This is a genomic window from Spirosoma horti (assembly GCF_054776595.1).
This window is the reverse complement of sequence record NZ_BAAHBQ010000017.1, coordinates 1-22,425: the sequence shown is the minus strand read 5'-3', so window position 1 is coordinate 22,425 and position 22,425 is coordinate 1. Positions and strand designations below refer to the sequence as shown.

The window sequence follows — 22,425 nt, the reverse complement described above, 5'->3', positions numbered from 1 at the left end:
GCCGACCATGAGCATGAGTAGCAAATGTTCCCATAAAGATAGTCCACCCCCAAACAAGGACCATACTGAGGGTCAGCAGTAGTTTAGTGAGTTTGGCCATCGACTTGGGGGAGGTTACTACGACAGTCTTCAAACGATATGTTTCTAGCCTTCAAGGTGCCTGATAGAAGAAGTCAGAATCGAATCTATCTTACTAGTCTGGTTCGTATTTCTAAGGGCGTCATCAAAAAATTCCGCGAGCTAACAGCCACGCCCTGTTGTCGACGCTTTTATCAGCCTCTCGTCTCAGGCAGGAGCATTTTCATAAGAATAAGCAAACGAGTATGGGACGTATTGAGTAGACGTGTCATTTAAACAAGGAGTTGACCGTAGCGACGAGATAAAAGTAAAGTTACTAGGACGTTTCTCATGTAGCCACTAACGCTCCTGTTGCTTAATAAAGAGTAAGGCCCGCTGTAAAACTTCGTCTTGACCACTTAAAACGCCTTGAATGGTCAGCGAAACGGGAACGTCAATCTTGACACCTAGGCGTTGATTCGGCGTGCCATCGGGATAGTAGACCGCAAAACCCGAATAATGAGATTCGTACCCCCCAGCCATCAGAATCGTGTTCGACACCCCATTCGCCCCAACGGTAGGCAATCCAATCGTCGTGGGATGAAGCACTTTTTGCCAGGCTATAATATTGGTCTCCGCCTGGCTGGCATTTTGCCCACACAGCAACACGAAACGCTTATCTTGGTTTACGGTCACGACCGAACCCAAAGGCGAGACCGTTTCGGCTTCCAGCGTGAGGGCGTTGCGCGTGAGTAGCGGATGACTAATTTCGGGAAACGCATTGATACAAACCGTGTCCATCTGACTCATAAACGGACTGGCTATGCTGGCCACAATGGCTTCATCGCGGGGATAGCCTCTAGCATCTAACACGATGTATTTACGGTCTTTCAAGTCTTGCCAAACGCTGTCTGCTTGTGGACTATTGATACTATTGACCCGTATATAGCCGGTGCTATCGTTCAGGCTTCGCCAGTAGGGTTTAGGAATCGGGGCATAGTACACACTCAGCATAGCGTCCCAATATACTTGTTTGCTAACCGGCGCTAGTTGAAGCACTTGCTGATGGCCATCCGCATGCCGGACTTCAACCGCAAAGGGAGCTTTGCCCGACCGGCTCAGAAGAGGCACTTTGTGCAGCAACTGCCGATAACTAAACTCATTCGAACTAGCCGCATACTGGTGCCACCGCTGATAGAGCGTATCGATGGAGATGCCATCTATCGCTACCAGTTGATCACCGACCTGTAGGTTGGCCGCTCGATGGGTGGAGTCGGCAATGAGTTGAACCAGGATGGTTTTGCCTTCGAGATATTTGATGCAGAAGGGAGCATAGAACTCATTGATCCCCGGGGGCGGTAAGACCCCATGCTGATAAAGCACCTCCGCATGGCCATCGTTCAGCCGAGCACTCAATTCGCGCAACAGCCAATAGTAGCTTTTATAATCGCTGGCAAAGAGAAAACGAGGCACAAAGTAGGTCAGGATCGTATCCCAATTCCCCTTAATTAAGGGTTTGTTTGGGGAAAAGTAGTGAATCACATTCCAAAAGTTAAACAAGGCCGTCAGGCGAAGCTTGCGATTGGGATACAAGGTATCGGGGTACGTTGGCTGGGGTAGTCGTATATAAACCGTATTGGCAATAGGGGTCGGATTTCGGCGCGGGGGCTTCTGGAAAAGGGCTCGACAGTGCTGGACTAGTTCATCGGTTGTCAACGGATTGGCCGCTCCTAGCACCCGGTCAGGGGGAGTACCTAACGTCCCATCTTCGTAGATTTGCTCGCCGACCTTAATCTTCACTCGGACTTGATCCGCCAGGGGCAGGGTGTAGTAGTCACCTTTGAGATAATCAGGCATGGGTCCCTCAAATATCAGGTAACAACCATTCCGGTTCCGCAGGGCCATCAGGGCTTTGAGCGTATTGGCGTTGTTATACTGATTAACGATAAAGCAGAAACGCTTCCCGCTGAAACGGGATTTGCCTTTTAAGAGATACGCCCCTTGGGAGGTATTCTTGAGGCCAAAGCGTTCCTGATACCAGTAATTGGGGTCGCCCCCCCTATCCCGGGCGGGGATGACATCCAGGTCATCGGAAAAGTCTTGCCGTAAATAGGCATGGTAATAAGCCGTCCGGAGCGTGGGTAGAATAAGGGTGCGATCAATCAGGCCCGCGACTAAGGGCTGCACGAAAGCCGTATATTGTTGAAGCCCTAACCGTTCGTTTTCGGCTTGATTGCGCAGGTCAACAATCCAGTACGGTTGGTTAAGGCGTGCGGATGTTAAAAAGGAGTCCAGTGCGTAAGGGGCCGTAAACCGCTCTTGCGGCAGGGTGATATAGCCCATCGGGCCGGGTAAGGGTTGCGTAAACTTGAACGGCCCACTGCGAGCGGGTTGACTGAAGGCCGGTGCTGACTCAATCTGCGTAGTCGTATCGCCTATCAGCCGGAGCATGCCCTGAATGGTACGGACAAAGTTGGCTTTGGAAGGATTGTCCAATAGGGGGTCGAGTGTTTTGAGCAGCAACTCATCGGCTTGGAGCGTGCCTTTCATTAACTGGGGATGGAAGTATTTAAGCGTGCCCCATAGCTTGCCGATGTCGGCCACCCTTTGGGTAGCCGGTGCATTCCAAACCGCCGGGTTGTAGGGGGTGAATAAGCTGGTTTCAGCCGGGATAGGGGGTTGTGCCTGGGTGACCAAGAAGAGTAGGCAACCAACGAATGACAAGGAAAGAAAACGGTTCATAAAGGGGGCATTGGTGAAGTCCATGAATTAGCGGATTGACGATTATGCGAAGACAGTCGCCAAGGCGCTTTGGCCCTGCTAACCGCTTCTCTATATGTCTCCGCTGAGATGAACTGACCGCAAAACTACGTCCGCTGATGGGGTTAAAATTGTAAAAATCATGCAGCCCCTGGCTGGGTAGTGATCCAGATGAGCTCGTTTTGTTCAACCGTTGCTTTTTGTTGGAGTTGCTTGGGGGTGTAGCCGGTTAACTGCTTAATGTGTTTGATACAATGCGCCTGATCATAGTACTCACTGCTATAGGCTAACTGGGTCAAATTTGTATGAATGGGCGCCTGTAAGCCCGTCAGGGCATGACGGAATCGAACCGTCTGTCCAAACAGTTTAGGGCTCTGGCCCACCTGTTGCATAAATAGTCGGTACAAGGTGGAGGGATGGATTCGGAGCGTCGCGGCTAGCTGCTCAATGGGTTGACCGGTTGGTCGCTGGCCAATGAATTGCAACGAAGCGGTGGCCAGGGGATTTAAGCCAATAGACAAGATTCGAGCCACTAAGAATGCTTCCAGTGCGCTGGCGCGTTGGGACGCTTCGTCCAGACTGAAGAGCTGATCGAGCAGTGACATCGAAGCGGAGCCGAACAGATCGCTTAACACGTGTTCGGATTGGAATAGCTGGTCGTAGGCTTCAGCGGTAAAAGCGCGTAACGCTGCCGGACGAAACAAAATACAAACCTGGTCCATCTCCCCTTGGATGTCGACGGTAAAGGGCCGTTGGTGAAAGCCGTATAAGCGGCTACTAATCCGCTGGCCTGGCTTGACCCTACAATGATTCAGGCCGGAATTAGGACTATAAGTAATCTGGTTATTTTTATAGATGGCCAGGCATAGGTTGGTATTGGGAAAGGTCGTATAGGTGAACGAAGCCTGATCTCCTTTGCGGAAGAACAAGAAGGATTGCACATACGGCCTTAACCGAGGATGCGTGACGGGTATAACAAGTGTCCGCATGAATATCAAGCGCTGGTTCTAGTTTATGAGAAGATGGGAAGTATAAGTATAGACTCTTTTTTGATAGATACGTTGCATCCTTCCTGGTTTTAATCGCTTTCTATGAAATTTTCACTGAACTGTGTCGTCAGAAACGCCCCATTTTAGACGCAGATCATGATACCTCGTCGTCTCTGAAGAATGCTTATTCAAGAACGATTATTCGTCTCGGGTAGGAGCGTTTTATTGAGACAGTAATTTTTTAATATCTGTCAACTGCCATCAGTCGCATACGGAATTAACCAATCAAGTCTTGTTGGTAAACGATCAGTCTTTCATCGCTTTAAGTCCCCAGTCCTGCATGACGTAAATGACGGGCATTAGCGACTCGCCGTAATCCGTTAGTTTGTACTCAACACGGGGTGGAATTTCCGGGTAAATGATCCGCTCGATAATGTTGTCCTCTTCCAGCTCCCGGAGTTGATTGACGAGCATCTGTTTGCTGATAGCAGGAATAGCGCGTTGCAGCTTACTAAAGCGATTACAGTTTTTACTGATACCATACAGGATCAGTACTTTCCACTGACCGCCAATGCGATTCAGACAGTGCGTAACCGGGCAGTTATGTGGATTAAAATCCTTGTTTTTGCGCAAATTAGCCATTGGTCTAAAAAAATGTACTTAGTAGTATAAAGCAAACTACTTGCCTCTCTTAGACGAAGATAACAGCTTTGGGTATTCAAATACAGAAACAATGACAATCGAACAGATCAAAGAAGTAATAGCGGGCGGTGAATGGGTAAGTATTGCCCCCGAAGTGCGCCCCAGTCTTTCCCGAAACGAGAGTGGAAGCGCTAAGCCATTTTATTTATCCCGACGATTTACGTACCAGACTGATGACACCTTTACGCTGGAGATTATAAATTTTGCCGATGCATACGGGAACATGCCATTAGCCAAACTGTTCATCAAAGGCCATGTACAGTGGCAGGGCGAACATCCGATTGCCATTGGTGCCCAGAAGGTCGATTTCAGCGCCGATGACGTGTACGAAGTAACGCCGTTGCATCCGGGTTTTGTGAGTGTACTCAATCAATTTGCTAAGGCTAATTTCAATACCTGGGAAGTAAACGGTACACAAAGTATTCAGGGGAAAGCGTTTGCGCCATTTGGGTTAGCGGAGGGGCAACTCTTTAAAGAATACGATCTAATGTATGTCCTGAATGATATGCTGTTTTGGGGAGCTCGGCACGTTGATGGACGCGGCTTCGACACCGAAGAGAACCGTCCTGCCAATTTGCAGATTCCATTAATCCGGCAGTCCTAATGCCTAAACCGTTTAACGATACCCCACTTGATAATCCGGTCTGAGCGGCCTGGGCTGCCCATCACCAACGCTTTGGTTTCGGTAATGGGCAGGTAAACTAAAACCCTCCTAAAATCGCTCCAATTGATCCGTGAATAAATCTGTAAAGTTTAGTCGCCTTAGTTATGGATTTCGATAGAAGGCGACAATCTCTCCAAGGCAACGACTTTACGGACTAATTCACGGGTCAATAATTGGGTTGAATAAAAGGAATACTGTGGTTTAAATGGGGTTTATTGGACAAACTGGATCAGGCTCTCGGCTACCTGTTTGATCGCAGCCTGGGTTGCGGGCAGTGGGTGTAGCGAATTGATGATGACAAAATCGTGGATTGTCCCGTTGTACCGAGTTGATATGGTGAGTACCCCGGCGGCATCCAGTTTTCGGGCATAGGCTTCGCCTTCATCGCGTAGCACATCATTTTCCTCGGTGATGACCAGAGCAGCTGGCAGGCCTTTCAACTGATCGTAAGTGGCCTGGAGGGGAGACGCATAAATTTCTTTTCGTTTTTCCTTATCGTTCAGATAAAGATTCCAGCCCTTCATCATCAATGCTTTAGTCAAAAAGCGACCATCCGCATACTGGTTATACGATGTTGTTTGAAAGTTGGCATCTGTAACGGGCGAAATAAGTACCTGAAATTTCAAGGCAGGCCCCCCTTTCTCTTTCGCCATCAGTGCCACTACCGTAGCCATATTCCCACCTACACTGTTACCGGCAACGGCCAGTTTACTGCCATTAATTTTTACCTCTTTACCATGTATGGCAATCCATTTGGTAGCGGCATAGGCCTCATTGTTCTGCTGCGGGTATTGTGCTTCTGAGGTGCGGGTGAAGTCGACAAATACAGCGGCCATTTTCGTTCGAACAACCAGATCATGGAGCAAGGTACGGTGCGTGGCATAATCGCCCATGAACCAGATTCCGCCGTGGAAATACATAAACGCGGGAATATCGTTCGTTATGCCCGCCGGGCGCATCAGGTGAAGTTTGATGGACAGCCCATCCTGCTGGATGACCTTTTCGGTTTCCTCAATCCCTGACAGATCAACTTTATCACCTACGTTGTGGCATAGGCATACGTTTGTCGGGCCTGCTCTACAGGCATTTCTGAAACGGGTATTGGGGTGGCTGCATTAACAACTTGCAAATACCCTTTTACGTGGATTTCGATACCCGGATCATTGGCCGGGGTAATTACCTGAGCCCAGGTTATGGAAGCGATGGAACTTACGGACAGAACAAGGGCTGTCGAGAGGATTTTGTTGAATGTACGTTTCATAATTGTAGCATAGTAAGTGGTTTTGCAAAAAAGACTAGTTCCCGTTCAACAGGCTGAACGCCTTTTCACTGGACTCTTTATTGATAGTAAAAAAGTAATCAGCAAGGCCAATTCTGATTTCTGGCAAATCCTGCTCTATACCCTTGAGAATAGCATCGGCGACCGTTGCAGGCGACATTTTTTCGATGGGAATAGTCCTGGCAAAGTCAGTGTCAGTCAATGGAGGGAATACCTCGAACACCTTTACAGGCGATTGAGCGAGTGAAAGCCTGAGTAGCCTGGTGTAAAATTGAAGGGCTACTTTACTCGCACTGTATGTGGGCATCACGGCCCAGGGGACGATAGCTACAACCGATGTGACATTCACTATAGCTGACTCGGGCTGCTCTTGCAACACAGGAAGCAGTTTATCAATGAGTCGTAAAGGAGCCAGATAATTAATTTCCATTTCTTTCTTCGCTCCCTCATATACGTCTGACCCCGAAGCCAGTGAAAATTGATGAGCGCTCCCCGAATTATTGACGAGCAAGTTGAGCGATGAAAAGTCGGCTTTTATCCGGTCTACCAGCCTATCCAGATCACGTTCGTCGGTTACGTCACATTGGATGGCGGTAACATTGTTTAGCTGCGCGGCAGCGGCTGCCAGTTTCTGGTCATTTCTGCCTACAATAATTACCTTGTTGCCGAGGGCTGAAAACTTACGGGCTGTTTCAAAGCCAATACCGGAGCCTCCACCGGTAATTAGGACGGTGTTATTTTGAAGATTCATTGTTTTGATTATTTGTTAGTGTTGGAAAATAATACGACTGTCAGCAGTGTATTCACTGCAAAAAGAATAGCAATGCAATTGGGGGAGTTTGAAATTATGGCTTTCAGTCTTAGTCTGACTTTACATGCCTGGACTTAATTGTCCCATTATATTGATAGCTGATTTTCGGCTTAGGAATTTAAATCCAAACAGCATAAGCCGATTTTTCCAGCCCTGAATAACTCTTGGAGTATTTTGTTTGTCCAGAGCGTCTACCAATTCTTCTGCTACCTGATCGGTTGTTGAAAGTACCGATTCTGGAAATGCCTTACTATCCTTACCGGCATTTTGATGAAAGTCCGATTTCGTTGCGCCAGGGTTAAAGCTTAAAATAAAAATTCCTTTTTTCTTGAACTCAAACCATAGTGATTCAGAAAAATTAGATACGAAGCTTTTGGTGGCTGCATAGACTGAGGCACCCGGTAACGATGAATGGGCTAACAAGGAACTAATATTGACCAAGACATTACCCGATTTTGCATTCTTCAGAAAGGCATAGGATAAGATGACCAACGAGTCCATATTCAGAAACATAGTACTTAGTTGTCCATCTAATGGAAGCGCAGAGAACTGCCCATATAAGCCTGCACCGGCATTATTAATCAACATATCATAGTGAGCTTCTGTCAGTACCGACGCTATTTTATCAACGTCTTTCCTTTGGGTCAAGTCCGCTACGATATAGTTGTGCCCCTGTCCCATTAACTGGTTTAATGCATCGACTAATTTTACTTCATTACGGGCTACTAATGTAAGTTGGTAGCCTTTACGTGCCAGTAGTTTAGCGGTGGCTAAGCCTATTCCTCCACTGGCGCCTGTTATTAAGGCTTTTTTCATGGCTTTTACGTTTTAGTGTAACAGTTGTTTTTTAAAATCTTTAGGTGAGAAACCCGTTTCTTTCTTAAAAACCTTGGAGAAGTAAGACATATTCTCAAAGCCAAGTGAATAAGCAATTTCTGAAACATTATCATCGTAGGCCCTTAATCTATTCTTGGCTTCATTAATAAGGAAAATATGAATAAGCTCCTGAGTAGTTTTTCCCGTTTCCATTTTCAACAAATCACTAAGATAACGGGGGGACATGTGTAAGGCAGTAGCCATTGTTGTTACAGACGGTAAGCCTTCGGTAGATAATTTTCCCTCACGGATATACGTATCCAGTAATCGGTCAAATAAACTTACCGTTTTTCCCGTAAGTGGTTTTCGGTTTAGAAACTGTCTTTTATAATACCTTTCTGCATAGTTCAACATAGAATTTATGTTTGCCAGGATTATATCTTTGCTGAATTCATCTTCATTATTATTATATTCTGTTTCTATAGATTCAAAAAGTCCTTTAATTATTTTTTCTTCTTTCGGTGAAAGGTGTAATGATTCATCTGTTTCGTAGTCAGAAAAAGCGTACTTATTTATTGCGTTTTGAAGCGTCGATCCTAATAAAAAGTCTTCGTGAACTAATAGAATATAGCCATCGTCTTCAATTTCCAGATTTTTTATTTCAATAACCTGGCAGGGCTTCCAAAATACCATTGAGCCTTTATCATGGTCAAATTTAGTGCGCCCATAAAGCCAGTGCCCCGCCCGGACATTTTTAAGACCGATCATATAAAAATCACCTGTAAACTCAGTAAAGTTTAGGGTCATTCCAGGTGTGATACGCAATACGCCAAGCATAGGATGCTCTGGAAGCGGCATCTTATTTTCCCGATGCATCTCGCTCAACGATTTGAAATGTTTCATGGCGATTAATGAGTGATTTTCGGACTGTTTGTCTCCCGGTTATTTTGTGATACAAAGCTATAACGAGCCTTAATCATATCTTTAACACGAATTGTTGAATTTCTAATACTAATTGTCAAGCAGCTTCGTATGCGACGGATAGCATTGGGCAGTTATTAAAATAAGCCGTCCCATTAAACGCCCATCGTCTTTGTGCTACCTTGGTAAAGCTCCTTTTGGCAGGCTTGCTGAGGCTAGACATAACGACTAAGGGTTGGACTAAATGCTCCAAGCAACTCCACTCCCTCAAATCCTGTCGGATATAGTTGTCAATGTAGCTATCTTGAGCAACGATTCTTTGTCCATCGCCAGACCGCAAACAAACCCATGAAAATTACTTGTAGTGTCCTCCTATTTAGCCTACTTGGTATGGCCAATTGGGTCTCAGGACAATCACCCTCGAAAGCGCCTAGCAAAGAGCAGGAAACGATGGCTCAACTGCTGGACTACTCCAGGCCAGGACCGTCTCACGCCATTTTAGCTAATATGGTCGGAACATGGGCTTTTCAGGACAAGAATCTACCGTTTGTGAAAGGAACCCTCGTCCGAACAGCCATCTTTGATGGCCGCTTCTTTCAGGTCGAGATTACCGGTGGCCAACTGCCAGTTCCCATTGCAGATGGCAAAACGAAGCTGGCCAACTACCAGGGTTTAGAGATTGAGGGCTATGATAACGTTAAGAAACGCTACGTGACTACCGCCATCAATAACCACATTGGCAGCGATGCGGCCCAGCAAATTGGTCAGTATGACGCCCAAACCAAGGTATTTACTTACGAATGGGAGCGGGAGGTATTACCTGGTGTAAAGCAAAACAACCGGAAAGTGGTGCATCTTATTGACCCTAATCAGTATAGGGAGGAGTACTACGAGGGTCAAAATGGTAGCTCGAAAAAGACCAGAGAATTGATTTATACCAAAACCATAGCCAAATAATGAGTTGGGGACATGACCACGGCCCACAGCATTCATTGGGCCCCCGTCAAAAAGACTTGGACTAACAACCTATTGATATGCTTCTAAAACGCTCCAGTTTATGGCTGATGCTAAGCTTAGGCTTAACATCACTGGCACAGGCCCAAACCAGTGATGAAACGGCGGTGAAGTCCTTGATAGACCGCTTTTAATGCGCACGATACCAAGGCCTTTGCCGCGACCTTTACCCAGGATGCTGACTTCACCAATTGGGTAGGTCAGTCGGCCCACGGACGGGCTGAAATTGAATCGTTTCACCTGCCAATCTTTACCATCGTCTATAAAAATGGAGTGCAGACCCTAAAGGCGACAAAAGTTCGCTTCATTCGTCCCGATGTGGCATCGGTAGATGTTCAGACGGAGGTATCCGGGGGAAAAACCTTTGGCGGCAAAGAGGTTGCGGTGGTAAAATTTCTTATAAACTGGACGGCCACCAAAGAATCCGATGGGCAATGGTTGATCAAGGTGATGCATAACACCCGGCTACTCGATGAGGGCATTCCCCCTGTCTATAAGAAATAAGGGGTCACTCGAATAAGACTAGATGATACCATCGCAAATTATTAGCCTTTTTTGAGAATGCCATAATAACTTTTCTAATAAGAGCTGATCCAGCTATGGCTACAGAGAAGTAATTCATACGTTGATCAAACCGTTAAGCGTGATCTTTTCACTCAGTAATGCATTCAGGCTAGCTATACGATCCAATAGGCCTACCCATTTATCGCACTAACAAGTAAATGCCGATTAAACTCGTCACTACACCGATCTGGCGTAAGTGCCTTCTGCCTTGACTCGATTCCATCAGTAGAAGCCCGCCAAAGGCACCAATCAAATGAAGACTAACAGTTGTAATTAAAAAGCCAAGGATGTATTCCGTGATCCCCTCGGGTCGGTTCATGTCTGAACCATGGGCGAATCCATGGCAAAAACCAAAAATACCCACCCCAAAACTAGCTATGAACCAACCAGTCGGTTGATCCATACTGACAGCTAAACCCAGCATCAGCACCGACATCGCAATAGCAGTTTCCAAATACGGGATAATGGGGTTGATTATTCCCGCTACACCACCCAGAACCATCATCCCGGCAAAACAGGCTGGCACGATATAAATCGAGCGCCCCCCCAGTTGGGCACTCCAAGCCCCTACGGCCAGCATAGCCAGCAAATGGTCTAAACCTGTGAGCGGATGCAACAAACCCGTGCCACCCATACCATGAGCCCAACAAGGCTGAATCCACAATAGCAGGAAGCTGATTAACAAGCATCCCTTAGCTAAGCGTCGGATGTTGTTTCGTTTTCTTATGATCATTCAGAATAAGCCCTAAAGCAAGTATGGCTGGAATCATGGGAAACAAGGCCGTATACATGCCTGAAAAGTAGGTGTAAGGCACTCCCTCCTGAACCATGCGAACAACCGGAAAAACCAGTAAATGAGTGGGCTCGCCGACAATCATGCCCACGATCATGAACCATAAAATAAAGTTGCCGAAAGCCTGCCTTTTCCAAAGGCTATAACCCGCGAACACCCAAACAAGAGGACCAATCAAAGTGATCAGATAATCAAATTCAGCATCACTCCAGGGATGGTGTGAAATGGCGGCAATACTTCGATTAAAATGCGTCAATACTTCCTCACCGACATGGCCATAAAATAAAGCGAGTAAGAGCAGATATAGCGGAGCAACTTTATGGGGATCGGCGCTATTGTGAGCGGTTGTTTTTCGCCACCCGATGAGGCCCCCCATCATGGAGCCAATAATGACACCAACCGGAAGCGGCCCCGCCTGAATGTACAAGGTGATCGCATACACGGCCCCAAAACTGACAAATAAACCCGACCACAAGTTGATCCGTCGAGTTGTCATTGACTCAATAGGTTGGGTAACGACCGGCGTTGGAGTTGACTTGGCTAGGGTTAATAAGCCCCAAGCACTAAGCAAAAATTGTCCTATACCGATAAAGACACCCAGAAAATAGATATGCCGGTATTGCGTTAACTGGGTTAGTTCAACGCCCACTTGGATCAAGGCTTCAAGACCACAAAAGAGGAACCCCCAAAGCGCGAAGAACAGCCCGGTGGTAGGCTGTTTGATGAGCAAGTAGCCCCCCACTAAAAGCAAACAGACGGGGAGGCAAACTTGGACCAGGAACCAGTGGCTATAGGTGTTGGCCATATGAGCCTGGACCAGGGTAGGGTATTGCGCCTGAACGAACTCACCATAATGAGCTGCATAGCGAACGGTACTTAATCCCAATAGAGATACAATATTTATTAGGTAATAAACAACGACCCGTGGAGGAATTGGCTCTGATTTAGCCCGACGAATCCAAACCAGTAGGGCTGTTCCACTCAGCAAACTATACTCTAGGCCTACACCTATACCGGCTTGGGTAAAGAGACTAACCGAAACGGTGATCGCCAAGCAACCAATCCATAATTGACTGGATAAATTGGTCCTGTTCATTAGTTCGTTGGGTTGAGTGGTTGGTTCAACAGTCGATCTTTAATGTGTTTTTTACGCTGTTGAATAAACTGTAGATACCCCGTCGGGGTCAGGTCAAGCACTTTTTCTAACATGGGCTGAGCCACAAACGGATAGACACACAAAGCGACCATATCGGTAAAAAACTGCTGGGCTTCGTAAGCGGATGGAAAATGTTTTGCGAATTGGGCTAAATTGATTCGATGGTTACCGGCAAATACATCGATCATTCGTTGTGGATCTCGATTAATTTCGTGCAGCACAAATGCGGGTATTGTCGGGTTAGCCGACAGCGCGTCCAGGGTATGGTCAACGTAGTGGATGACGATCTGATTGAGGGGTAGTTCACTGGTTAGGATTAGCTCAATTTTAGCGATAAACAGGTCGAGGGCTTGTTGGAAAACTTGTTGAAATAGCTCCTCTTTGGTTTTAAAGTAATAGTGCAGCATGGCTTTATTGATGCCAGCTTTGTCGGCGATCTCTTGCATGCGTGCCCCATGAAGCCCTTTTTGTTGAAAGATGGTAACCGCTTCGGTTATAATCCGACTTTGAGTAGATTTCTGAATGATAGCCATTAACTAACCAGTTGGTTAATGACAAATGTATATTAATTAATTTAAACATTCTTATAAAGAAGTCGAGTGTCAACAAATTCATCCTTGTTGGTTGAGAAATCCAAGGCTTCGTCTGATATATGACCTAGCTGTTGACCGTATTTTTAAACGCCCGATTTAAGAAGCAGGTATCTGAACGATCCTTTGTACAAGCAGGAGCCAAAACATAGACACTCTTACGTCTCACTGAGGATCGTTTGGTGAGAATTTTTCTTTCATTAGCTGATTACTATCTTATTATACGTCTGGTTTAATCAATAGTCGTTGAAGGGATGAACCGAGTAGAAACCAGCCATGAAAAGAGCCGTAACGGCCGTTACACTAAGGCAACGTTCTGCTTTCAGGCAGTACGCTTTGAATCAGGATAACGATACCCACGATCAGAACTGCCGCCCCGAGGATGGTCAGCAGAATGGCCAAGACCATTTGATAGGTTGGCTTATGGGGCCGTATCTCAAGGGTATAAGTTCGTTCGGGGTCAAGGTCCGGTAGTTCGAGCTGGTAGTCTCCAGGCCCCGCCCAGAAAGTAAACAACTGAAAACGGGTTTCGCCCACACCACTGACCATCACATTGGAATGGGCTTTATGAATCAACAGCCGTTTACCAGTTAGCACTGAGGCAATGATGGGCGCTGGCATCTTCAGGGAAGCCTGTCCATAGCTTTTACGGCTTTGCCAGATGGCGTACTTGCCGGCTTTAGTTACCACAAAAGGGCTGATCGACTGAATCGCGGGTAGCTTGCCGATAAGGGAGCTACCGGCCCACTTTAGCAGCTGGCAAATCCCCAGTCGGAGCCACAGGCTATCAATCAGGATCAGCGGGATAGCTATAAGCCATAAGGGGAGATGCATATAGTTTTGTCAAATATGAGCGTTACCTGAGACGTTAATTTTTAATGTTTTTCAAAATCAATCAATAACATACCTGACGCTTAACGCTGGTTCAAAATAGCCACATAATGAGACGACAAGTTTGCTACCTGTCAGGTAGACAGCAATCGGTGCACCGACCCGGCACGCCCCCTCGCCACTCCGGTCTTGTTAATCGCATACGGGTGGTCGTGGGCCAATTCAACTTAGCCACTCTTTAATTTCGGCCAGCGTTCCGGTGAACTCAGCGGGAAGTTCGCTCATGGGATTACCGGTTTTCCAATCTCGATTCTTAATTTTTCCCCGAATAGCTTTGCCCATCCCGAGCGCCATATCTAAAGTTAGATCGCAGAAGATCAGGCCAGGATACTGACGGGTCTTTAGCACAACGATGGAGTTGGAGGTCCACTCAATCGAATCCGAACTCCAGACTTGCTTTCCCATGTTGAAGAGTTGGACATTATCAGACACGCGATAAATAGCGGGTTCAAAAACCCAATGACTCATGGCCATTTCCAGCAGGCTGATTCGAACTAGATAAATGCCGTCAGGTGAAAATTGATCGTTCATTACTTTATCGATGAATCGTGGGGAAAGTACGTCAAGCCCAGCCAACAGGGGCCATGACCCGATACTACGCATAAGAAGGGTCGTTGCCCAGCGATTATAGCTATAGCTATTTATCGAAAAAGGCCATAATTATCACATAGGGCTATGTTTTTTCACCAAATCCGGCTTAGTCATCTAAAAGGTTGTTATCTGAACGCTACTTGTCTCATGGAGGAGCGAATTGTGAGACAGTGGTTTTGTTATCGGCCAACTTTAGTTGGTTGCATACGGCTAATGGCAAACCGTTTCAAGCTTCTGGGCCATGGCCTGCAAGTCGATCTCTTTCCGGATAAAGGAATCAGCCCCCGCTCCATAACATGCCGTGATCTCCACCTCAGAGGCATCATGGCTCATCATCACAACCGGAATGCGCTTGTGAATTCGATTGGCTTTCAACGACCGTAAGGTCTAGTAGCCACTCAACTGGGGCATGTGTTGATCCAGGATGATCAAGCCAGGTTCCGAACTGGCAGCCGCCAGTTCCTTCAATAAAGCATGGCCACTGTCAAACAGCTGGACGCAATAGGCGGGCAGGTAATGACGAAAGAGCTGCTGAAGTATGAGTCGATAGTCAGCCTGATCGTCAGCGATATAGATACGTTTGTTAGCTAGCATATATAGAGCGGATTAGATAAGCATTAACCCGGCTGGCATCGGTTTGTATAGCCGCCATGTTGCCAAAGTTAGGATAAGGTCGCTTATCCGGAAACTAAGCCAAAGCTTTTGTCCTGGAATAATGACCCACTTTACCAGCGGGTTCAGGTAAGTTACTTCATCTCAAGGAGAATCGTTTATTGAAAACTGTCTTCTAAACCAGTACATCCGAATGACCAAGAGACAGGCGTTAACCTATAACGCTTAGCTTGGCAAGTAAACACTAAAGGTGGCCCCCTGACCCGGCTGGCTAGTGGCCGCAATTGCCCCCCCATGATTGGTTACCACCTTCTCACAAATCGCCAGCCCGATGCCCGTGCCGGCAAACTCGCTTTTACCGTGCAAGCGCTGAAACACCTGGAAGATGCGATCCAGATATTTCTCTTCAAAACCAATCCCGTTGTCCACTACCTCAATCCGACAATAACCACTCACCGCTTGGTGAGGCGTAAACGCCTTCGGTAAATCATAAGCCGTCACCTGACTCGACACGATCTGGATCACGGGAGCTACGCCCGGCTTACCGAACTTAAGGGCATTACTCAGCAGATTCTGGAACAGCTGCCCTAGCTGAGAGGCATCGCCTGATAGCGTAGGCAATGGCCCCACCTGAATTTGAGCCCCCGTTTGCTGAATCGTCCAGTCTAACGTAGTGAGCACGGTGGCGACAATGGTCTGGAGCGAGACGGGCGCACTCTGGTCCCGTTGGGTGGAAATACGGGAATAATTCAGCAGGTCCCGAATCAAGGTCGACATCCGAGAGGCCGCCAACTGCATCCGCTCCAGATACACGACTGCCTCGCCGGTTGAGTCGGTATACCGCGTTTTCAACAGATCCCCAAACTGCTGAATCTTGCGCAATGGCTCTTGCAAATCGTGACTGGCAATGTAGGCAAAGGTTTGTAGATTGGCATTCGAGCGAACCAGCAGGCCATTGGCTTCGGCTAAGGCCTGGTTATTGATCGCCAATTCATGGTTAGCCGACGCCAACTCCCCGGTGCGCTGTTGCACCTGGCTCTCCAAATTCGCCGATAACTGCCGCAACTGCTCCTCGCTTTGGCTCAGGGCCTTCTCGGCGCGGGTCCGTTCCAGGGCCGTCCAGGTGCGTTCCGCCGTTTCCTGAACCAACTCAATCTCAGACGAAGTCCAGGCGCGGGCCTGGCTACTATGTACCCTCAGGGTAGCGACCCACAGCTGTTGCTTGACCACAGGAACGGTTATATAGGCGCCAATCTGAGCGGCTTGTAATACCGCTCGTTCGGCCGGTGTATGGACCGAATCCATGGCCACATTGGTAACGACCTGTGGCTGACCCGCTGGAAAGAAAACAGGCGGTTTTACACCCGAAATCACCGAGCCCACCGGATCCATCGGGAGGAGCTGATGGCGGCCATCGACCGGGTCAATGATCCCCTCTTGCCCGATTATCTGGCCAAACAAAACCTGGGTATCGACCAGGTAGCCCTTCAGCAGCCGGCTGGCCGTCATTTCGATTTCGATCGGATCCGCTAAAGCGTATAGCGCATCACTTAGGGCGAGTAAAAAAGCCTGTTTCTCCTGGCTTTGGCGTAACGCTGTCGTCAGCTCATATTCAGCCGTTATGTCCAGATTTGTCCCCATCAGCTCCACGGGGCGTCCCGTCGGGTCGGCGACCACCTGGAAACGGGAGCGAATATGGTGGACGCTCTGGTCCGGATGGATGACCCGATAGCTAAGGCCGAAAGGCACCCCCCGGGCGATACCTGCCATCACGTCGGCTTCCGTGCGGGCCAAATCGTCGGGATGAATGCTGGCCATCTGGGCCTGGGCTACGTTGGCTTGATAACCAGGGACCAGCCCGATTAGCTCCGCACTACGGGCATCCAGGTACCCCTCATTAGTGAGCAGGTTCCAGTTCCAAGTGCCCAGTTGGGCAACATCCAGGGCCAGTTGCAAGCGGGCCTGGCTTTGTTGCTGGGATTGCTGGGCCAGTTGGCGGGCGGTGATGTCGTCGTACTGAACCACAAACTGGTCATTCCCATAAAAAAAGGCCGTCAGCTCGACCCACCGATCTAACCCAGGGATGAACTGGTCAACGCGAATGGTTTGACCGCTATTCATAAACGGCTGGTAGGGGTCGAACCACTCGGGTTCAAGCGCGGGAAATACGTCCCGAGCCGCTTTGCGAAGGACCTGTTGAGGATTGACACCGGTGAGTTTCTCAAACGCCGGATTGAGTTCCAGGAATCGGCAATCGATCATTTTCCCGGTATGATCCCGAATAGCTTGACAAAGCGCAAACCCGGTGTTCATGGCCTCGAAGAGTCGGCGGTATTTTTGGTCTGTGGGGTCCGGTCCTTGCGTGTTCTCGGCAAGCGGGTGGCTGTGGGCTGAATCAGTAGGCTCGACTCGTTGCTGTTTACTCATGTTGCTAAAAAAGGACATCTGAGAGCCACCCTTTATCGAAGTCAAAGTTAGGCTTATTTGTCTAATTGTCTATTTACCTGAATCAATAAGCTTTTGGTCGTTCAGGGCTAAGTAGGATGGCTTACTCTTCAAGCAAACCCCAATTATAAAGCAAATACAGGATAACTTCTTAATCTCAGACGAGAGCTTTTTTGTGAGCTAATCACTTTTTAATTGTCCAATTCAATTAGTCGCATGCGATTGCCATGAACCCCTTAAGAGTGGTCTCTATCCTGTAGGCAGGTAAATGGTAAAGGTAGCTCCCTGACCGGGTTGACTTTGGGCCATGACATACCCCTGGTGATTCTCAACCACCCGTTTCACGATGGCTAACCCAAGGCCACTGCCCGGATAGTGATGCCGACCATGCAGACGCTGGAACGTCTCGAAAATCCGCTCGGCCTGCGCCTGCTCAAAACCAATTCCGTTATCTATGATTCTAAGGACACAAAACTGTTCGTGATCATCGGGGGGCTGATACGTTGGCGGTAAGTCGGATCGGGTCAAGGTTTGGCTCTCAATTCGAATATGGGTTTTTACTAGTGGGTTCACAAACTTGAGGGCATTGCTTAACAGGTTTCTAAATAACTGTCCCAGTTGGGTGGAATCCCCCTGGATCGTGCCCAGTGAAGCGACCTCCACCTGCGCGCTTTTTTCCTGAATAAGCTGGTCCAGTTCGTTGATTACTTCCTCGACAATCGGGTTGAGTGCCTGTATGCGTAATGGTTCAGTATGAGTACTCAGCCTCGAATAGGTCAGTAAATCGCGCACCAGCTGTGACATGCGAGTAGCCGCCAGTTCCATTCGGGCCACTAAATCACTTCCCTCCTGACCAAGTAGTGAACCATACGTACGGCGCAGCATTAAGCCGAACGATTGAATCTTTCGCAGTGGCTCCTGCATGTCATGAGAGGCTGCGGAGGCAAACAATTCCAGGTTGGCATTGGACCGCCCCAACTCCTCATTTGCCAGAGCCAGTTCAGCCGTTCGCTGCTCTAACTCCAGGGTTCGCTGTTGAAGATATCGGGCATTCTGAATCTGCTGTGTGGTTTCCAGCACGATGACCAGTACCCCGCCGACCTGGTTGGATTCATCCATGACAGGACTGAAACTAAAGGTCCAGTAAACATCTTCGAGTTGGCCATTGCGCAAATTAGGGATGAGCTGATCCTGATGCCAGGTTGCCTGGCGGCTTTGTTGTACCTGTTGGATGAGCGGTTTCAGGGTGCCCCAGGCTTCTGGCCACCACTCCGCCCCTGGCTTCCCTAGGACGTCCGGATGCTTGCCGGTTTGCCCGAAGCTGGGCCGATAGGCGTCATTATAGAGTTGAATGAGCTGGGGACCCCACCACAGATACATAGGAAATTTAGACGTTAGTAGCACACCCACGATAGTTCGTAAACTCTGGGGCCATCCCAGCGGTGACCCTAATGGTGTGGAAGTCCAGTCATAGCCCCTGATTAGTTTTCCCATTTCACCCCCTCCATCCAGGAACGAAAGGTGATCCGGCGACTCAGTTTCAGCCATATAGTTCATGTGATCGGTGGTCGACTCATCCTCCGGCTCGGGGTACTAGTTCGCTATACGTGGTTGAGTCAAGATAATCATTTCGCCAAGATAATGATTTTAGTTCAGGGGCGCAGGTTACCTAGTGGTAAAAGAACCCCATAAGCGCGATAGCTAAGAGCCGGGCTAGAGAGTTTATTTTGGTAAGATTGACAACCTTTTTCCGCTTTCCGCAAGTAGTTGACTGCATGCTACGAACTGGACCGCGGTGGCGGACCACTTGACAGATATTAAAGCAAAAGGGGGCGTCTAATTAAACGCCCCCTTTTTGTAAATGATTTCAACGTTTAAGCTATCATGCCAAAAAGCATTCCGGCTTGAACAGTCCAGTCATTCATGAACCACTATTAATTACGCTTGATACACATCGTCAATGAAGAGGGAGGACTTTGCCAGCGGCATCCAATAATTCAATTTTTGCTTCCCCCTTCTTATTGACGTACAGCTTAATTCGGGCATTACCCGCTTCATCACGAATGAATACACCGGTTTCTGACCCATACGTTTTCCCTACGAAAAGGCGCTCCTTCCCAAGAAGGCCTTTTGCTTCCAGATCAGCTATCCCTTTTTTGTACAAGGTTTCGTTTTTCAGTTTTTCTAACGAGTCGATTCGGTTTACAAGTTGGCCCAGCGTGAAATTGTCGGGCCGATCCCATAATTTCAACCCATATGAGCGGGCTCGCTGCTGATCATCAAGCTTCTCATCATACTGTAACTGCATGAGTTGATCATTTTTATATTGATCAATCGATAAAGCCAGGGATGCGTGCTTTTTAGTGCCTTCATAGATCAACCCGCCACATTCATCTCCTGCCGTATTGAAGAAAATGATTCCTGCAGAACGCTTACGAGGAGCCATAATTTTACCATCCACAATACCGGGATGTTGCTTTGCCTCATTACTAATGACCATTTTAAGGGTTCCATCCTTTTCAACCACGTTAATCCGTTCTACATCTATTTCTTCAAATCGCTTCGGGGCGTTGCTCGGGTTGAAGGCCGTAAACAAATAAAGGGCGAAGATGGCAGTGGTCGTAAAGGTATATATTTTCAACCACCGAAGTTGGGTCAAGACTTTCTCGTCCATGAGTTTATATGTCATTAATGTCTTAAAAAGATCTCCTTTCAGAGAAGACAGCACTTGTAATGATTTGACTAGTTAGAAATGCACCTAATCATGCACTCACAAAGCTACGTAGGCTAATGGAAACGATTGACAAAGGCGACCCAGCGTTGGGAGCGGAAGCCACTTAGTCTCATAAATGAGCCTTTGGAGAGACGGATAGTACCATGAGTGATAAGGCAATCTCTGCTGACATACTGCTGTCAGTAGACCCACTGTACTTTGTGTGAATTAAAACAAATTCACCGATTCCATGAAATTTATTTCCCTTCGAATTATCACGGCGGACATAAAGCCGTTGGTTCGCTTCTACGAGCAGATCACTGGCCTATCCGTAACGCAGTATACCGATGATTTCGCCGAATTACAGACCCCTTCGGCCACTTTAGCCATCGGCAGTACTCGTACCTTAGCTCTATTTGGCGGAGGTAACCTAGCCCAGGCGGCCAGTAATCATTCCGCCATTATCGAATTTCGGGTGGATGATGTTGATCTCGTGTATCAACGATTATCCGACATCCTTGGCGACAGGATCATTCAGAAGCCCACGACTATGCCTTGGGGTAACCGTTCAATACTGTTCCGAGATCCGGATGGTAATCTGGTAAATTTCTTCACACCGGTTACCCCAGAAGCACTTAAGAAGTTTGATGGATAAGGTTGTCATTCCTGTTTATCGGCATTATTAAAAATCCCCTTACCAAGTAGGTGTATGAAGGGGGACTATCTCAGGCAGGAGGGTTTTAAGTTAAGCGGCTATAGTTAATCAAGCAGAGGGTGCCGTGCCAATTTGTTGAAGTAATCCTAACATATCTGGCTGGCCATATTCTTCAATAAACTGGCCGTTAGATAGCCGATAGAAACTCATGGCTTGTACCTGAATTGGCTTGTCTGTTGGCGGTATACCCATGAAATTACCTTGATGCCTACCACGCATTATAAAGCGGGCAGCTATACTATCTCCTTCACTAACCATATCTTCCAGTGACCATTGAATGTCGGGAAATCCAGATCGCATTATCCCCACCAGTGAAAGATAGCCTGCTGGGCCCCGCAGCGGCTCAGGGCGTCCTGGAACATAAAATACGGCGTTGGGACTGATCAGCTCATGAGCGAGATTCTCGCTTGCCGAATTAATGAATTCCAAAAAACGATTCATGATCCGTTTGTTATCTTCGATTGACATGTTGAGTGATTTTTAAGGGCTCCGATTCTAAATTCAAAAACATTAGTTATCCACCGGACGACAAAGTTCTGATTCGTTCCGTCAAGCGTCAATAAATTATCTTAAGAAATGGCCTTAAACTAGTTTAAGGTCGAACCGACGCTAGGTAGGCTTTTAGGAGTCTTAACTTTACATAAAGCCAATTATACAACTGAAAAGCGTCTTTCATGGCCATTCGAAGAAAGCCCATTAGTACCGATACTATCATCGCCATTGCCGCTACCTTTACTAGCATTTGTGCTTTAATAGTGACCCTCTACCAAACAAAGCTTACTAGGGAACAACAACTCAATTCGGTCTGGCCTTATTTGATCGCTAATGAGATTGTGGATGAAAAAGGACTTTCAAGTATCACAATTGCTAATTCAGGCATCGGTCCAGCTATAATTGACAGCGTACAAGTTTTTTACAAAGGTCGCTTATATCGCTCGCCAACGGCTGTGGTGCAGGCCTTGTCTGAAGAGCAACACCGAGGCCGGGATGGAATGTCTTGGTATCAGACGGCGCTTGAAAAAGGCTTTGTCATCCCACAGGCGCAAAGCTTGAATTGGATAACCGTGAATGGATAAACAGATAACACTTTATTTCGAAAGGCGTTACTTGACATACGAGCCGTCATCTTTTATCATTCTATCTATGATGAACACTGGCACTCTACTTTCAATGGAAATGGGGAGGTAGTGGTTAAGGATTAAACCAACTGGGTTTACATAATTCTGGTGGCTGTTGCAAAAGGCCGAGAGGCCATTAGTAAGCTCGATAAACGAGTTAAATCTGGCTCCCGATTTCGGCCAAAACAACAGGTCAACAGGGTGTTTTCAACTCACTCCCGACT

Annotated in this window: 23 protein-coding genes and 1 pseudogene; 5 read left to right on the top strand and 19 right to left on the bottom strand. The window is 47.5% G+C overall.

Annotation, left to right across the window (positions count from 1 at the left end):
• Positions 1–417 precede the first annotated feature (417 nt).
• The 3 genes from ACYVAM_RS31415 to ACYVAM_RS31405 form a co-directional block, all read right to left on the bottom strand.
• Positions 418–2,799, bottom strand: coding sequence for a S41 family peptidase (locus tag ACYVAM_RS31415; RefSeq protein ID WP_461074117.1), 2,382 nt, complete (start codon positions 2,797–2,799; stop codon positions 418–420).
• Between the two features lie 158 nt (positions 2,800–2,957).
• Positions 2,958–3,806, bottom strand: coding sequence for a helix-turn-helix transcriptional regulator (locus ACYVAM_RS31410; protein ID WP_461074116.1), 849 nt, complete (start codon positions 3,804–3,806; stop codon positions 2,958–2,960).
• Positions 3,807–4,112: 306 nt separating this feature from the next.
• Positions 4,113–4,448: a winged helix-turn-helix transcriptional regulator gene (locus ACYVAM_RS31405; protein WP_461074115.1), complete on the bottom strand. Its 336-nt coding sequence runs from the start codon at positions 4,446–4,448 to the stop codon at positions 4,113–4,115.
• Between the two features lie 91 nt (positions 4,449–4,539).
• Between ACYVAM_RS31405 and ACYVAM_RS31400 the strand changes: the two genes are divergently transcribed.
• Positions 4,540–5,112 carry a hypothetical protein gene (locus tag ACYVAM_RS31400; protein WP_461074114.1) on the top strand — a complete coding sequence of 191 codons (573 nt, stop codon included), beginning with the start codon at positions 4,540–4,542 and terminating at the stop codon, positions 5,110–5,112.
• 272 nt (positions 5,113–5,384) lie between these two features.
• On the opposite strand, the gene ACYVAM_RS31395 is transcribed toward ACYVAM_RS31400, so the two are convergent.
• From ACYVAM_RS31395 to ACYVAM_RS31375, 5 genes are all read right to left on the bottom strand, one after another.
• Positions 5,385–6,131: an alpha/beta hydrolase gene (locus ACYVAM_RS31395; RefSeq protein ID WP_461074113.1), complete on the bottom strand. Its 747-nt coding sequence runs from the start codon at positions 6,129–6,131 to the stop codon at positions 5,385–5,387.
• 80 nt (positions 6,132–6,211) lie between these two features.
• On the bottom strand, positions 6,212–6,433 hold the full coding sequence (locus ACYVAM_RS31390) for a hypothetical protein (RefSeq protein WP_461074112.1): 222 nt from the start codon (positions 6,431–6,433) through the stop codon (positions 6,212–6,214).
• Positions 6,434–6,467: 34 nt separating this feature from the next.
• Positions 6,468–7,202 carry an SDR family oxidoreductase gene (locus tag ACYVAM_RS31385; RefSeq protein ID WP_461074111.1) on the bottom strand — a complete coding sequence of 245 codons (735 nt, stop codon included), beginning with the start codon at positions 7,200–7,202 and terminating at the stop codon, positions 6,468–6,470.
• Positions 7,203–7,322: 120 nt separating this feature from the next.
• Positions 7,323–8,078, bottom strand: coding sequence for an SDR family NAD(P)-dependent oxidoreductase (locus tag ACYVAM_RS31380; RefSeq protein WP_461074110.1), 756 nt, complete (start codon positions 8,076–8,078; stop codon positions 7,323–7,325).
• 12 nt (positions 8,079–8,090) lie between these two features.
• On the bottom strand, positions 8,091–8,981 hold the full coding sequence (locus ACYVAM_RS31375) for a helix-turn-helix domain-containing protein (RefSeq protein ID WP_461074109.1): 891 nt from the start codon (positions 8,979–8,981) through the stop codon (positions 8,091–8,093).
• 366 nt (positions 8,982–9,347) lie between these two features.
• On the opposite strand from ACYVAM_RS31375, the gene ACYVAM_RS31370 reads away from it, so the two are divergent.
• Together ACYVAM_RS31370 and ACYVAM_RS31365 are read left to right on the top strand one after the other, a co-directional pair.
• Positions 9,348–9,956 (top strand): DUF1579 family protein, encoded by a 609-nt coding sequence (locus ACYVAM_RS31370; RefSeq protein WP_461074108.1) that lies wholly within the window; start codon positions 9,348–9,350, stop codon positions 9,954–9,956.
• Positions 9,957–10,148: 192 nt separating this feature from the next.
• Positions 10,149–10,517: pseudogene (locus ACYVAM_RS31365) on the top strand (SgcJ/EcaC family oxidoreductase); the annotation flags it as partial.
• Between the two features lie 199 nt (positions 10,518–10,716).
• Here the strand turns inward: ACYVAM_RS31365 and ACYVAM_RS31360 are convergent.
• The 10 genes from ACYVAM_RS31360 to ACYVAM_RS31315 form a co-directional block, all read right to left on the bottom strand.
• Positions 10,717–11,211, bottom strand: coding sequence for a HupE/UreJ family protein (locus ACYVAM_RS31360; protein WP_461074118.1), 495 nt, complete (start codon positions 11,209–11,211; stop codon positions 10,717–10,719).
• Positions 11,212–11,269: 58 nt separating this feature from the next.
• Entirely contained in the window at positions 11,270–12,466 is a 1,197-nt protein-coding gene (locus ACYVAM_RS31355) for a hypothetical protein (protein WP_461074107.1), read from the bottom strand.
• Positions 12,466–13,059 carry a TetR/AcrR family transcriptional regulator gene (locus ACYVAM_RS31350; RefSeq protein ID WP_461074106.1) on the bottom strand — a complete coding sequence of 198 codons (594 nt, stop codon included), beginning with the start codon at positions 13,057–13,059 and terminating at the stop codon, positions 12,466–12,468. The genes ACYVAM_RS31355 and ACYVAM_RS31350 overlap by 1 nt, the downstream gene beginning before the upstream one ends.
• 360 nt (positions 13,060–13,419) lie before the next feature.
• Entirely contained in the window at positions 13,420–13,950 is a 531-nt protein-coding gene (locus tag ACYVAM_RS31345; RefSeq protein WP_461074105.1) for a hypothetical protein, read from the bottom strand.
• A gap of 219 nt (positions 13,951–14,169) precedes the next feature.
• Complete coding sequence (locus ACYVAM_RS31340) at positions 14,170–14,538, bottom strand: hypothetical protein (protein WP_461074104.1); 369 nt, start codon at positions 14,536–14,538, stop codon at positions 14,170–14,172.
• Between the two features lie 270 nt (positions 14,539–14,808).
• Positions 14,809–14,973, bottom strand: coding sequence for a response regulator (locus ACYVAM_RS31335; protein WP_461074103.1), 165 nt, complete (start codon positions 14,971–14,973; stop codon positions 14,809–14,811).
• Between the two features lie 12 nt (positions 14,974–14,985).
• Entirely contained in the window at positions 14,986–15,192 is a 207-nt protein-coding gene (locus tag ACYVAM_RS31330; RefSeq protein WP_461074102.1) for a response regulator, read from the bottom strand.
• 243 nt (positions 15,193–15,435) lie between these two features.
• Positions 15,436–17,637, bottom strand: coding sequence for an ATP-binding protein (locus ACYVAM_RS31325; RefSeq protein ID WP_461074101.1), 2,202 nt, complete (start codon positions 17,635–17,637; stop codon positions 15,436–15,438).
• A 267-nt stretch (positions 17,638–17,904) separates the two neighbouring features.
• Positions 17,905–19,203, bottom strand: a complete 1,299-nt coding sequence (locus ACYVAM_RS31320) for a PAS domain-containing sensor histidine kinase (RefSeq protein WP_461074100.1) — start codon at positions 19,201–19,203, stop codon at positions 17,905–17,907.
• Positions 19,204–19,612: 409 nt separating this feature from the next.
• Positions 19,613–20,329: a hypothetical protein gene (locus tag ACYVAM_RS31315; RefSeq protein WP_461074099.1), complete on the bottom strand. Its 717-nt coding sequence runs from the start codon at positions 20,327–20,329 to the stop codon at positions 19,613–19,615.
• 289 nt (positions 20,330–20,618) lie between these two features.
• Here ACYVAM_RS31315 and ACYVAM_RS31310 point away from each other — a divergent pair, with 289 nt between their 5' ends.
• On the top strand, positions 20,619–21,023 hold the full coding sequence (locus ACYVAM_RS31310) for a VOC family protein (protein WP_461074098.1): 405 nt from the start codon (positions 20,619–20,621) through the stop codon (positions 21,021–21,023).
• 108 nt (positions 21,024–21,131) lie between these two features.
• Here ACYVAM_RS31310 and ACYVAM_RS31305 read toward each other — a convergent pair whose 3' ends face one another.
• Positions 21,132–21,551: an ester cyclase gene (locus ACYVAM_RS31305; RefSeq protein WP_461074097.1), complete on the bottom strand. Its 420-nt coding sequence runs from the start codon at positions 21,549–21,551 to the stop codon at positions 21,132–21,134.
• 206 nt (positions 21,552–21,757) lie between these two features.
• Here ACYVAM_RS31305 and ACYVAM_RS31300 point away from each other — a divergent pair, with 206 nt between their 5' ends.
• Positions 21,758–22,159 carry a hypothetical protein gene (locus ACYVAM_RS31300; RefSeq protein ID WP_461074096.1) on the top strand — a complete coding sequence of 134 codons (402 nt, stop codon included), beginning with the start codon at positions 21,758–21,760 and terminating at the stop codon, positions 22,157–22,159.
• Positions 22,160–22,425: the final 266 nt, after the last annotated feature.